At 69.2% G+C, this 12,928-nt stretch carries 12 protein-coding genes; 7 read left to right on the top strand and 5 right to left on the bottom strand.

Features of this window, described 5'->3' with window-relative positions; genetic code table 11:
* Positions 1-91: 91 nt before the first annotated feature.
* Both EV646_RS20210 and EV646_RS20205 read right to left on the bottom strand, forming a co-directional pair.
* On the bottom strand, positions 92-1,288 hold the full coding sequence (locus tag EV646_RS20210; RefSeq protein WP_132150825.1) for an arginine deiminase: 1,197 nt from the start codon (positions 1,286-1,288) through the stop codon (positions 92-94).
* Between the two features lie 186 nt (positions 1,289-1,474).
* The gene (locus EV646_RS20205) at positions 1,475-2,065 is read right to left on the bottom strand and encodes a dihydrofolate reductase family protein (RefSeq protein WP_132150823.1); all 591 of its coding nucleotides are present in this window, start codon (positions 2,063-2,065) and stop codon (positions 1,475-1,477) included.
* A 357-nt stretch (positions 2,066-2,422) separates the two neighbouring features.
* Here EV646_RS20205 and EV646_RS20200 point away from each other — a divergent pair, with 357 nt between their 5' ends.
* From EV646_RS20200 to EV646_RS20190, 3 genes are read left to right on the top strand one after another with little or no spacing between them, the layout of a single operon-like run.
* Entirely contained in the window at positions 2,423-3,211 is a 789-nt protein-coding gene (locus EV646_RS20200) for a glycosyltransferase family 2 protein (RefSeq protein ID WP_199237087.1), read from the top strand.
* 11 nt (positions 3,212-3,222) lie between these two features.
* Positions 3,223-4,752, top strand: a complete 1,530-nt coding sequence (locus EV646_RS20195) for an MptA/MptB family glycosyltransferase (RefSeq protein ID WP_241996199.1) — start codon at positions 3,223-3,225, stop codon at positions 4,750-4,752.
* Positions 4,749-5,066, top strand: coding sequence for a cupin domain-containing protein (locus tag EV646_RS20190; protein WP_132150817.1), 318 nt, complete (start codon positions 4,749-4,751; stop codon positions 5,064-5,066). The genes EV646_RS20195 and EV646_RS20190 overlap by 4 nt, the downstream gene beginning before the upstream one ends.
* Here EV646_RS20190 and larC read toward each other — a convergent pair.
* Both larC and larB read right to left on the bottom strand, forming a co-directional pair.
* Positions 5,063-6,490: a nickel pincer cofactor biosynthesis protein LarC gene (larC, locus tag EV646_RS20185; RefSeq protein WP_199237086.1), complete on the bottom strand. Its 1,428-nt coding sequence runs from the start codon at positions 6,488-6,490 to the stop codon at positions 5,063-5,065. The genes EV646_RS20190 and larC overlap by 4 nt on opposite strands.
* Positions 6,490-7,206: a nickel pincer cofactor biosynthesis protein LarB gene (larB, locus tag EV646_RS20180; RefSeq protein WP_132150815.1), complete on the bottom strand. Its 717-nt coding sequence runs from the start codon at positions 7,204-7,206 to the stop codon at positions 6,490-6,492. Before larB ends, larC begins: the two co-directional genes overlap by 1 nt.
* Positions 7,207-7,327: 121 nt before the next feature.
* On the opposite strand from larB, the gene EV646_RS20175 reads away from it, so the two are divergent.
* The gene (locus EV646_RS20175) at positions 7,328-7,822 is read left to right on the top strand and encodes a DUF4446 family protein (RefSeq protein WP_241996198.1); all 495 of its coding nucleotides are present in this window, start codon (positions 7,328-7,330) and stop codon (positions 7,820-7,822) included.
* On the opposite strand, the gene EV646_RS20170 is transcribed toward EV646_RS20175, so the two are convergent.
* Entirely contained in the window at positions 7,819-9,378 is a 1,560-nt protein-coding gene (locus EV646_RS20170; protein WP_241996197.1) for a bifunctional phosphatase PAP2/diacylglycerol kinase family protein, read from the bottom strand. The two genes, EV646_RS20175 and EV646_RS20170, sit on opposite strands and share 4 nt — an antisense overlap.
* 137 nt (positions 9,379-9,515) lie before the next feature.
* Between EV646_RS20170 and EV646_RS20165 the strand changes: the two genes are divergently transcribed.
* From EV646_RS20165 to EV646_RS20155, 3 genes are all read left to right on the top strand, one after another.
* Positions 9,516-10,712, top strand: a complete 1,197-nt coding sequence (locus EV646_RS20165) for an RNA-guided endonuclease InsQ/TnpB family protein (RefSeq protein WP_132150811.1) — start codon at positions 9,516-9,518, stop codon at positions 10,710-10,712.
* 135 nt (positions 10,713-10,847) lie between these two features.
* Complete coding sequence (serS, locus tag EV646_RS20160) at positions 10,848-12,122, top strand: serine--tRNA ligase (RefSeq protein WP_132150809.1); 1,275 nt, start codon at positions 10,848-10,850, stop codon at positions 12,120-12,122.
* Entirely contained in the window at positions 12,119-12,907 is a 789-nt protein-coding gene (locus EV646_RS20155; RefSeq protein WP_132150807.1) for an HAD family hydrolase, read from the top strand. The genes serS and EV646_RS20155 overlap by 4 nt, the downstream gene beginning before the upstream one ends.
* Positions 12,908-12,928 lie beyond the last annotated feature (21 nt).

Genomic DNA, 12,928 nt, shown 5'->3' with positions numbered 1-12,928 from the left:
AGACAGGAAGAGTACTCAGATCGGGGTCGCCCCACAAGCCCCGATTTCACTCCGCGTGTCGTCAGGCTTACTTGCCTGGTCAAGTGAACGTTCAGACCCCGTCGCGCAGGACCGGGCAGGACATGCAGCGCGGGCCGCCGCGGCCGGAGCCGAGCTCGGAGCCGGAGATGCGGATGACCTCGATCCCGGACTCCTCCAACCGCGCGTTCGTCTCCACCGTGCGCTCGTACGCGATGCACACGCGCGGCGCGAGGGCGAGCGTGTTGTTGCCGTCGTCCCATTGTTCGCGTTCGGCCGTCACCGGGTCTAGACCGGTATCGATCCGCCGCAGGGTGTCGATGCCCAGCGCCTTCGCCGCGGCGACCAGGAACGGTTCAGGCTCGGCCACGTGCAACTGGTCCCCGTCGGTGGTGACCGCGAGCGCGCGCATCTCCTCCGCCATGTTCGGATACATCAGTACGGCGTCGACGTCGACCATCGTGCACACGGTGTCGAGGTGCATGGTCGCCCGCTGCTGGGCGATCGGCACCGCGAGCACGGTGTGCGCCAGGTCCTTGGCAAAGACTCGCCGGGCCAGGCGCTCGACACCCGCCGGGGTGGTTCGTTCACCGACACCGACGGCCAGTACGCCAGGGCCGAGCGCGAGTACGTCGCCGCCCTCGACGTGCTCTAGCTGGTGGTCATAGACCTTGTCGGCCCCGGCGAAGCGCGGGTGGAAGGTGTAGATCAACTCGGTCAGCTGCGTCTCGCGGCTCCGGGCCGGCATCGCGAGTGAGGTCACCGCGACCGCGTCCCGGATCCAGACGCTCGAGTCGCGGGTGAAGAGCAGGTTTGGCAGGGGGTCGATCAGGAAGTCCTCGTGCGCCAGCAACGACGTCACCAGGCCACCTACGCGAACTTCGTCGTTCCGTACGCCGGCCATCAGCGCCTCGGCGAGTCCTGCCGGGTCCAGGGCGCCGAGAGCCGAGTGGAGGTAGTCGCGAAGGGTGTCGCCGAGGCGCAGGTCCTCGGTGGCGCCGGTGACCGCGATCGAGCGGGCCTCAGGGTCGGTGAGTGCCTCGGTGAGCAGCTCACCGAGGTACAGCACCTCCACGTTGCGGTCGCGCAGAGCCTGCGCGAACGCGTCGTGCTCGTCCTGGGCCCGCCCGACCCACGGGATGCCGTCGAACAGCAGCTTGTCGTTGTTGCGTGGCGTGAGCCGGCGCAGTTCGTTACCGGGCCGGTGCAGCATCACCGTCCGCAGCGGCCCGACCTCACTGTCGACGCCGTACGCCGCCCTGTCGCTCATCGGCGTCCTCGCTTCGCTCCGGGCGCCGATGAGACTCCGAGCGCACTGTGCTTTCTGGCGAACTCGCTCCGCTCGTTCACGCCGCCTGCCCTCTCCTCCGGGTCGTCCTCATCCAAGCTACGGCAGTCGCCGCCGGATGTCGGTCAATCTGTCTGATTGTCCGACAATATCCCCGGATCTCCAAGTTCAGGACCGGACCCGGTCGTACAGCAGGCACAGCGCGCCGGACTCGGTCGGGGTGGAGTCGGTCAGCTTCCAGGACGTCGCGGGCAGGCCGTCCTCGAACAGCCGCGCGCCGCCACCGACCAGCTCAGGCGCCAGGGTGATGCTCAGCTGGTCGATCTCGTCGGCGGCCAGCAATGCCTTGATCACGCTGACACTCGCCAGTACGACGATGTCGCCGCCCTCCTCGGCCCGCAGCTGCTTCACCACATCGGCAGGCTCGGCGTCGACGATCCTGCTGTTCTGCCAGGGCGCCTCGGTCAGCGTCGACGAGAAGACCACCTTCTCGGTCTCGTTCAGCCACCGCGAGAACGCACGGTCCTGCGGCGCCGCGTTCTCGTCGTCGGCCACCGCCGGCCAGAAGCCGCCGAAGCCCTGGTAGTTCTTCCGGCCGAGCAGGGCCGTGGTGGCCGGCTGGGTCACCCGGGTCATGTGGTCGCGGGACGTCTCCGTGATCGCGTGCGGCACGATCCAGCTCATGTCGTAGTCGCCACCGGCGCCGTTCACCCGTCCGTCCAGCGAGAGCGTGATGTTGGCGGTCACCTTGCGCGTCATCTCAGTACCTCCGGTTCCGGGACACCCCCTCGGCGTCCGCTTACCTGAATCCTGTCGCGCCCCCCGCCCCCGAACATCTGCCACCTGGCCGATATCCCCCACCCCCTGGCCGACCCCCGGAGCCGCCCCGGCCGACCTCGCCCGTGCGGCGCCCCCGCGCCCGACCTGCCCCACGCCATTTGATGGGTTCACCCACCAGCTTGTGGGTTCCCCCGCCGTATGCGGGCGGGGAACCCGCCATTTGACGGGTGGACCCATCAAATGGCTGCCGGCGCGGCGTCGTACGAAAGGACGAGATATCCACAGGGGCGGGCACTGAGGACGTCTCTTGGCTGGGGAGGAACTAGGCTTCCGTCCGTGTCCGGTCATGACCTGAACTCCGAGCCCTTCGAGCGTGCCGTCGCCTGTGTCATTCCGGCGAAGGACGAGGCGGAGCGGATCGCGGCCACGGTCGACGCGGTCCACAAGATCATCGGCGTGGACCTGGTCGTGGTGGTCGACGACGGCTCCACGGACGGTACGGCGGAAGCCGCCGAACGCGCCGGCGCGGTCGTCGTACGGCACGAGCGGAACCGGGGCAAGGCGGCGGCGATGGAGACCGGCGCGGCCGCGGTCGCGGAGCGCGACGGCGCCCGCGCGCGGCACCTGCTCTTCCTGGACGCGGACCTGACCGACTCCGCGACCGCGGCGGCGCCGCTGATCGCGCCGGTGCAGACCGGCGCGGCCGACATGACCATCGGCACGCTGCCCGCGCAGCTCAGGGCCGACGGGTCGAAGGCCGGCGGTCACGGCTTCGTGGTCAAGCTCGCTCGGGCCGGGATCGAGGAGGCCACCGGCTGGGCGCCGGAGCAGCCGCTGTCCGGTCAGCGCTGCCTCACTCGTACGGCGTTCGACGCTGCCGTGCCGCTCGCGCCCGGGTTCGGGGTCGAGACGTCGCTGAGCATCGACCTAGGCCGCAAGGGGTTCCGCATCCTCGAGGTGCCGATCGACGTACGGCATCGCGCCACCGGGACTGACCTGCGCGGTCAACTGCACCGCGCCAAGCAGTACCTGCATGTCCGCCGCGCCCTCATCGCCCGCAACGCCCTGCCTGCCAACGCCGGCCCGTCGCTGCGCAGCCTGTTCCCGCGGAAGTCCGCGCAATGAGCCCCGTTGATTTGGCAGACCGTTACGGTCGCCGCGCGGTCGCTCTCTACCTCGCTTGTACGGCGCTGATCGTCGCCGCCGGCCTGCTCGGCCCGTCCGTGGTGGTGCTGACCCTGACCAACCGGCACGCGTGGCTGCCGTCGTACTGGTTCGACACGAAGCCGAACGACTGGCTCGTCACCACGCTGGTGTACGTCGGCATCCTCCTCGGCGGGTACGGCGTCTTCCTCGCCACCAAGGCGCTCAAACTCGGCTGGGCGCCGCGGATCGACCGATTGGTTGCCCTAGGCATCGGTACGACGGCGGCCATCACGCTGGTCCCGCCGATGGCGTCCGGCGACGTCCTGATCTACGCGGCGTACGGGCGGATCATGTCGCTCGGCGGCAACCCGTACACGACCGCGCCGGCGGACACCATCCGGCTCGGCTATGACCCGGTGATCGCGGCGACCGAGCGGCCGTGGCAGGGCGCGAAGAGTGTCTACGGGCCGATCGCCACCTGGATCCAGTGGATCTCGTCGCTGATCGGCGGCGACTCGATCCAGCTGACCGTGTGGATGCTGCAGCTGTCCGTCGCGATCAGCCTGGTCGTGACGGGCCTGCTGCTGATGAAGCTGGTCGGGCCGAACCTGCCGAACAAGCGCCGGGTGATCATGCTCGGCCTGGCGAACCCGCTGATCCTGTGGACGGTGCTGGCCGGTGCCCACAACGACGCGATCGCGGTGATGTTCGCGGTGATCGCGCTCGTACTGTTCCGGCGGCACGTGTTCTTGGCCGGCATCCTGCTCGGCGTCGCGGGCTGTACCAAGCTGTCCATCGGCCTGGTCGGGGTGGCGATGCTGTGGGCGCTGCGGGCGGATCGCCGTAAGGCTTTGATCTTCTGTGGCGGCGGCGCGCTCGCCATGGGTGGTCTGTACGCCGTCGTCGGCCTGCAGGCGTTCCAGCAGGCCCGCTCGCAGACGTCGTTCATCTCCACCGGCACGCCGCACAAGGTGCTGCTGAGCTTCTTCACGCTGTTCCTGCCGAACGGGCTGGTGCGGACGGTCCTGGCGATCCTCGCGTGGGTCGGGCTCATCATGGTCGCGATCCTGCTGACGCAGGTCTTCCCGAAGTCGATCGTGCCGCAGACGCATCCCGACGACCCGACGCCGGCCGCGATCCGGTACACCGCGATCTATGCGATCGCGTGGATCCTGACCGCGATGTACTCGCTGCCCTGGTACGACCTGATCGCCTGGGTCGCGCTGGCCGCGGTGGCGGCGTCGAAGGTGGATGGGTTGATGGTGGTGCGGACGACGATGCTCGCGATCGCCTATGTGCCCGGGCGAGATCCGAACGCGCGGCAGGTGGCGGCGAGTTTGTCCGACTCGCTGGAGTTCTTCAGCGCGCGGCTGCGGGACACGATTTGTCCGGCGATCGAGCTCGCCGTACTGATCGGCCTGATCGTGTGGGCCCGTCGCGGTGGTGCGCAGTGGTGGCCGTACGACTGGCCCCGCCGCAAACAGAAAGCCGTGCCGGAGAAGGCTAATCTCGGCGCGTGAAGAAACTGGTGGGGGCGGGCGGTTTCACACCTGACGGGCCGAACCATTTCGCCGAGCATCTACGCACCGACTCGCTGTCCGTCGGCACCTACTCGATTCCTGCCGGCGGCGTCGACGACCAGGCGCCGCACCACGAGGACGAGATCTACGTCGTGACGGCCGGGCGGGCGACCCTGGTGACGCCGACCGGGACCGAACTGGTCGGTCCGGGCGACGTCCTGTTCGTGGCGGCCGAGGAAGAACACCGCTTCACCGACATCACCGAAGATCTGGCGCTGCTGGTGTTCTTCGCGCCTGCCTACAGCGGCCGCTAGCCCCAGAGTTCGTGGCCGGCGGCGATCGCCTTGGCGAGGATGGTCTTCACCGGCTTGCTCAGCGCCGTGGCCGCGGCCGCCACATCGTCGTACTCGGGCTGGACGTTGACGACCTGACCGCCGTACCGGGCAATCTTGACGTGGATGCGCTGGCCGTCGACGTACACGCTGGCGAACTCGCGGTCCGCGGCGTGCTTGCGGATGCCGAACTCCCGCAGCCCGATCGCGGAGGTCTCGGAGAGGATGACCGAGCGGACCACTTCGGCGTTCGCGCTGCCGACGAGGACTGACAGGGTGTGCGCGGGACGGCCCTTCTTCATCAGGATGGGAGTCAGCCAGGCGTCCGCGGCGCCGGCTTCCATCAGCCGGGCCAGGACCTGCGGCCAGATCCGTGGATCCAGGTCGTCGACGTTGGTCTCGTACACGAGTTCGCTGGACGAGCCCTCGACCGACTCACCCACCACGACGCGTACGACGTTCGGCACCTCGACCGGGTCGCGGCCGCCCGCTCCCACCCCGGTCTGCTCGATCCGCAGATGGGGCAGTGGGCCGAACTCGTCCGCAAGCGAAGCCAGCAGCGCCGCACCGGTCGGAGTGGTCATCTCGTACGGCGCTATGCCGCCGAAGACCGGCGCATCCGCCTCGGACAGCAGGTGGAGCACGGCGGGACCGGGGACCGGGATGCCGCCGTGCTGGCCGCGAACCTGGCGGCCGCCGCCGAGGGCAATGGTGGAAACCACGATCCGGTCGAGCTCGAGCGACACCGAGGCAGCGGCGACGCCGACGATGTCCGCAATCGCGTCCAGCGCCCCCACCTCGTGAAAGTGCACCGCATCCGGCTCCACCCCATGCGCCGCAGCCTCAGCCCGAGCCAACCGAGCAAACGTATCCAGAGCCCGAGCCCGCACGGCGTCACTCAACTCAGCACCCTCAAGCAACCGCCGCACCTCAGCCCAAGCCCGCGTCTCGCCATGAGAGTGACCGGCCTCATCGCCGTGACCATGACCGTGCCCATGCCCAACGGCCTCGGAGCTCCGCTCCCCGGCGCTCGGGGTGAGGGACGGGGTGGTGAGGTCGCCGCGCTCCAGTTCGGTGCTGCCGGCTGACGCCGCCGTACTGGCGGCACCCCTTTCCTGCTCGCCCCCAGCCAGGCCGGCGGCGTCAGCCGCGGGCTCCTCGGCGTGCCCGTGACCGTGGCCCGCGGCGGGGAAGTTCTCCGGGTGCGGTGTGCCATCGACCCGGACGGTGGCTTTGGTGGCGGCTATTTGGTGGCGAGAGGTTCGCTCGACGGTGACCGAGAGGCTGGCGTCGACGGCGGCGACGGCGGCGTTGACGGTGGTCAGGTCTGCGCCGGCGTCGAGGAAGGCGCCTAGGAGCATGTCGCCGGAGGCGCCGGCGGAGCAGTCGATCCAGGCGATCCTCATCAAGACTCCTTGGTCTCGCGTGGGACCGACTGGCGCGCCACCCGGGCGGCGAAGACACCGGCTCCGAAGCCGTTGTCGATGTTCACCACGGTGACACCCGGCGCGCAGGAGTTCAGCATCCCGAGCAGCGCCGCCACGCCACCGAACGAAGCGCCGTACCCAACCGACGTCGGTACGGCGACCAGCGGTACGCCGACCAGACCGCCCACGACACTCGGCAAGGCACCCTCCATGCCCGCCACCACGATGAGGCAGTCCGCCGCGTCCAGCCGCTCGCGGACCCCCATCACCCGGTGCAGCCCCGCCACACCCACATCAGTGATCAGATCCACCTCAGCGCCGAACACCCACGCGGTAGTCGCCGCCTCGGCAGCCACCGGAGCGTCCGACGTGCCAGCCGACACCACCGCCACAGTCCCCCGCAGTGCCGGCGGCTGGCCGACGACCGCCGTACGCCCGACCGGGTCGATCACAGCGGACGGCAGCGCGTCAGCAACGGCCTCCTGCGCCTCCACCGTCAGCCTGGTCGCCAGTATGGCGTGAGACGGGTGCGTGGCGTGGAGAGTCCGCAAGAGCTCCACCACCTGGGCAGGGGTCTTGCCGGCGCCGTAGACGACCTCAGCGTCGCCGGTCCGCTCCAGCCGATCGGTGTCGAGCCGCGCGTATCCCAGATCATGGACGCCCGGTTGAGGACCTTGGTCAGGCAAATGTGTCACGCCGTGAATCTACGTGGCCTGCGCGGACACCACCTCGCCGGTCCACCGAGAACACCGTTCGCCACTCTACGCAATCGCTTGAATACTCAGGCATGATGGCCGATGCTTTAGGCTTCCGTGCGTGTCTTCGACGTTAGCCGGTGCCTTCGGGATCGCCGCCCTGTTCGTGGCGGTGCTCGCCCTGGTGTTCGCCATCCAGGCCCTCCGAGCTCAGTCCGGCACGTCCAAGTCGGCCAACCTGCCCGCGACACCCACCCCCGAGCCGGAGCCGCAGGCGCAACAGCCGGAGCCCAAGCAGGGCACGGTGCGGTCCGAGCTGCGCAAGCTGGGCAAAGACCTCGAGGTCACCCGCGGCGAGCTGCGGGAGACCCTCCAGCACCTGGCCGTCGTCCGGTACGACGCTTTCGGCGACACCGGCGGCAAGTTGTCCTGGTCGATGGCGCTGCTGGACGACAACGGCGACGGCGTCGTACTGACGTCGATCAACAGCCGGGCGGACGCGCGTACGTACGCCAAGGAGATCCGGGCGTTCGCGAGCGAGTCGAAGCTGTCCCCGGAAGAGGACGAGGCGATCGAAACCCTCCGGAAGGAATCCGGCCCAACAGTCGAGGGCTAACGACGCTTCGGGACCCGGGCGACCAGCGCACCGGCTTCGATTTCGGCGCTGAGGGAGCGGCCGGGACCGATCGGGTCGCCGTCCAGTTGGCGCTGGACGTCCACCGCCGCGACGATCTCCACCTTGTGGCCGGTGAACCGCTCGACGTACATGTCGTGACGCGTCGTCCGCGTCATCAGGCGCCAGGCCACGATCGGCCACTGCGTGACCCGCCGCGGCGCGATCACCACCACGTCGAGCAGGCCGTCGTCGGGCCGTGCGTCCGGCAGCAGCGGGATGTTCGCCTGCAACATGCCCACGTTGCCGATCACCACGGTCCGGACCCGGCGATCCATCGGCTCCTCGTCGTCCAGCGTGATCTGGACTCTCACCGAGGGGTGGTTGATGTTCTTCGCCGCCGAGACGATGTACGCCGTCCAACCGATCTGCTTCTTCAGATGCGGCGGCGCGCCCGAGATGATGGCGGCGTCCAGCCCAAGCCCGGCCATCACCGCGAACCGGTCGGTGTCCAGGTCGTCGCCGTGCACCTGGACCAGGTCGATCCGGCGGTCCCGGCCCTCCAGGACCCGCTCCAGCGCGTCGTCCAGGTCCAGCGGGATATGCAGGTTCCGGGCCAGCAGGTTGCCGGTGCCCGCCGGGATCACCCCGACCGGGATCTCGGTGTGCGCCAGCGCCGCGCACACCACCCGGACCGTACCGTCGCCTCCCGCCACCAGCACCAGGTCCGACTCGTTCTCGATCGCCCGCTTCGCCATCGCGTTCCCGGCGTCGTCCTCGCGCGTCTCCAGCCAGAGCGGATCGTCGAACCCGCGTACGGCGAGCGCCCGGGTCACCTTTCGCCGGAACGCCACCCCGTCGCCCACCTTGATCGGGTTCACGATCACCGCAGCCCGCGGCGGAACCGTCGTACCGTTCTCATCCACGGGCGTACGGCGACGCCGTCGCCGCAAGCCGGGCCGGAGACCGAAGCCGATCGACGTCGCGGTCAGGATGGCCAGCCCGAGCGCCCAGCCGCCGAGCACGTCCGACACGTAGTGCACGTTCAGCGCGATCCGGTCGGCCGATGCGATCCACACCACCGCGATCGTCGGCAGCATCACCAGCAGCCGGAACCGCCGCCGCCATCCCCGGACGGACGGCAGTACGACGCCCAGCGCGCCGGCCATCACGAATGCGGCGGTGGCGTGACCCGAGACGTACGACCAGCCGTCGTTCTCGACCAGCATCTGAGCCGGACGGGGCCGGTCGAAGATGTGCTTCACCGCCTGGACCAGCCCGAGTTCGGCACCGGCTGTGACCAGCAGCCAGATCGTCAGCGACCGAGCCCGGCGTTGCCAGAGGTAGGCCGCCACGATCACGATCACCGCACGGGAGGTCCACGGGATCACGATCGCGCCGATCACCTGCCAGGTATCGACCATGCTCTCGTGCGCAGCGCCGTACGACGCGGCGCGGGCGGCGACGGAGAGGTCCCAGCGCTCCAGCGGACCCCAGTGGTTGAAGACGAGCAGGGTGATCACGGTGAACGGCAGCGCACCCAGGACGACCGTGAGCACACGGCCGACCGGACTGGGTGGATGGTGGTTCATCGGATTGGTCGCGGGGGAACCCTGTCTTTCGGGGTGGGCTGGATCCGCGATTGCCTCCCTTCGATGATCAGGGATTGTCGGTCGCAGCTGATTGGGTAGGTGGCGTGTCCCGGTTCCGGATGTACCCGACTCCTGCGCAGGAAGCTGCGTTGCTGGAGCAGTGCAGGCACGCCCGGTACGTGTGGAACCTGGCGCTGGAGCAGTGGTCGATGTGGACCCGCGACAAAGCCGCGACACCGGGGTATGTCGAGCAGGCACGGCAGTTGACCGAAGCCCGAGCCGCATTCGGCTGGCTGCGTGCCGGATCGCAGACCGTGCAACAGCAGGCGTTGCGGGATTTCGACCAGGCCGTCAGGAACTTCTATGCCGGCACCCACCGGCGACCGACCTGGCGCAAGGCCGGTCTGCACGAAGGGATCCGGATCGTCGGCCCGCAAGCGTCCCGGGTTGAGCAGCTGAACCGGAAGCGGGCGCGGGTGCTGGTGCCGAAGGTCGGCTGGGTGAAGGTCCGGCTGTCCCGTGCGATCCCCGACGCGAAGTCCTACCGCATCACTTGCGACCGTGCGGGTCGCTGGCATATCGCGTTCGCCGTCATCCCGGAGCCGATCCCCGCGCCGGATACCGGCGAGGTCGTCGGCGTAGACCGGGGCGTCACCGTCTCGGCGGCCCTGTCCACCGGGGAACTTCTGGCCTGCCCCGGGCTGTCGGACCGGGAACAGGTCCGACTGAAGCAACTGCAGCGTCGCCTGGCCCGGTGCCGCCGTGGCTCGCAGCGGCGCCTGAAGGTGAAGGCTGCGATCGCGAAACTGCGGGCCCGAGCCGGCGACCGGCGCAAGGACTGGGTGGAAAAGACCAGCACCGACCTCGCCCGACGGTACGACGTCGTCCGCGTCGAGGACCTGCGCATCCCTCAGATGACGCGTCGCCCGAAGCCGAAGCCCGACCCCGCACGACCGGGTGCCTACCTGGCGAACCGACGCCGCGCCAAGGCCGGGCTCAACCGCGGCATCCTGGCCAACGGCTGGGGCCAACTGGTGACCCGGCTGGAGGACAAGGCGCCGGGCCGGGTCGAGAAAATCAGCCCCGCGTACACGTCGCAGACCTGTAGCGTCTGCGGGCATCGCGCACCGGAGAACCGCGAGAACCAAGCGGTCTTCCGGTGCGTGGCCTGCGGACATCAGGCCAACGCCGACGTGAACGCGGCCATCAACATCGCGGCCGGACGGGCCGTCAGCGCACGCCGAGCGACGCCACCACGGGTCTCGCCGAAGCGTGAACCTCAACTCGCTACCTCCGCGTAGTCGTTGGAATCCCCACTCGTCAGGGCGGGGAGGACGTCAAGACGTGCTCGGTTCCCCCCTCGTCAGTCGCTATGCGCAACCTCATCATCCCGAATACACTTCGCCGCTCCTGACACGCCCCGCTACTCTCGTCGTGTGATTGACGCGAAACTGCTCCGTGAGAACCCCGATGTCGTGCGTGCGGCCCTGACCAAGCGCGGTGAGAGTACGGACCTGGTCGACCAGATCCTGGTGGCCGACAGTGAGCGTCGATCGTCCATTTCCGCGTTCGAAACGCTGCGGGCCGAGCAGAAGGGGCTCGGCAAGCAGGTCGCGCAGGCCAAGGGCGACGAGCGGGCCGCGCTGCTGGAGCGGACCAAGACGCTGGCCGCCGAGGTGAAGGCGACCGAGGCCGCCGCGAACGAGGCCGAGCGCCGCTTCGACCAGCTCGCCCGCGACCTGCCGAACCTGGTCTCGGACGAGGCCCCGGTCGGCGGCGAGGACGACTACGTCGTGGTCGAGGAGATCGGCAAGCCGCGCGACTTCGCCGCCGAGGGCTTCGAGCCGCGCGACCACCTCGAGCTGGGCGAGCTGCTCGGCGCGATCGACATGGAACGCGGCGCGAAGATCTCCGGCTCGCGGTTCTACTTCCTCAAGGGCGTCGGCATGCTGCTCCAGCTCGGCATGCTCCAGCTGGCCATCCAGCAGGCGGTCGAGGCCGGCTTCACCCCGATGATCACGCCGACCCTGGTCAAGCCCGAGGTGATGGGCGGCACCGGCTACCTGAGCGCCCACGACGACGTCTACCGCCTGGCCGACCCGGACCTCTACCTCGTCGGTACGTCGGAGGTGTCGCTGGCCGGCTACCACATGGACGAGATCCTGGACCTGTCCGGCGGCCCGATCCGGTACGCCGGCTGGTCGTCCTGCTACCGCAAGGAAGCCGGCTCGCACGGGAAGGACACCCGCGGGATCATCCGCGTCCATCAGTTCGACAAGGTCGAGATGTTCTCCTACTGCACCGTTGAGGAGGCCGCCGACGAGCACCAGCGGCTGCTCAACTGGGAGAAGGAGATGCTCGACAAGATGGAGCTGTCCTACCGGGTGATCGACACCGCGACCGGCGACCTCGGCATCTCGGCGTACCGGAAGTTCGACTGCGAGGCGTGGGTGCCGACGCAGGGCCGGTACCGCGAGCTGACCTCGACGTCGAACTGCATCGACTTCCAGGCCCGCCGGCTGAACATCCGGTACCGCGACGCCGACGGCAAGACCCAGCCGGTCGCGACGCTGAACGGGACACTGGCGACCACCCGCTGGATCGTCGCCATCCTGGAGACGCACCAGCAGTCGAACGGTTCGGTCCGGGTGCCGACGGCACTGCGCCCGTACGTCGGCGGCCGCGAGTACCTCGCACCGGTTGGCAAATGACAGCCAGGCCGACAGCCGTTGCCCTGGACATCGATGGGACGCTGCTCGACCACGACGAGCAGCTCTCACCGGCGGTCATCGATGCGGTACGACGGGCGGCCGCGGAAGTACCGGTGATCCTGGCCACCGGCCGGGGCTGGTCGACCACGCGACCGGTCGCGGAGCTGCTCGGCCTGCCCGCCGGCGCATTGGTTGTCTGTAGCAACGGCGCACGCACCCTGCGGCACCCGAGCGGTGAGGTCGTCGACGAGCGCACCTTCGATCCGTCGACGGTGATCGCCTCGGTCCGCGAACACGCGCCGAACGCGCGGATGGCGGTCGAGGAGTACGACGGCAGCTACCTGGTCACCGCCCCGTTCCCGGACGGCGACCTCGGCTACGACGCGAAGATCCGGGTGGTCAACCACGACGAGCTCGCACCGGAGCCCGTGACCCGGTTGATCATCCGGGACCCGGAGCAGTCCGAGGCGGACTTCGTCCACCTGGCCGAACGCCTCGGCCTGCACGGGGTGAGCTACTTCGTCGGCTGGACGGCCTGGCTGGACATCGCACCGGAGGGTGTGGACAAGTCGACCGGGCTGAAGGTCGCGCTGGCGCAGTACGACCTCGACCCGGCCGGACTGGTCGCGATCGGGGACGGACGCAACGACATCGAGATGCTGACGTACGCCGGCCTCGGGGTCGCGATGGAGTCCGCGCCGGCCGAGGTGAAGGCGAAGGCCGACGAGGTGACCAAGTCGGTCCAGGACGACGGCGTGGCCGCCGTACTCAACCGCTGGTTCTGAAGTAGCTACCTAGGGCCACGA

The sequence above is a fragment of the Kribbella antiqua genome, from assembly GCF_004345665.1.
Lineage (GTDB): Bacteria > Actinomycetota > Actinomycetes > Propionibacteriales > Kribbellaceae > Kribbella > Kribbella antiqua.
The sequence above is the reverse complement of the archived record's forward strand: the minus strand, read 5'-3'. Positions and strand labels throughout refer to the sequence as shown.

Excerpts from the sequence above, each read along its gene's own strand:
- EV646_RS20155 (WP_132150807.1), top strand. The coding sequence starts at position 12,119 with ATGACAGCCAGGCCGACAGCCGTTGCCCTGGACATCGATGGGACGCTG.
- EV646_RS20210 (WP_132150825.1), bottom strand. The coding sequence starts at position 1,288 with ATGAGCGACAGGGCGGCGTACGGCGTCGACAGTGAGGTCGGGCCGCTG.
- larC (WP_199237086.1), bottom strand. The coding sequence starts at position 6,490 with ATGAGGATCGCCTGGATCGACTGCTCCGCCGGCGCCTCCGGCGACATG.
- EV646_RS20205 (WP_132150823.1), bottom strand. The coding sequence starts at position 2,065 with ATGACGCGCAAGGTGACCGCCAACATCACGCTCTCGCTGGACGGACGG.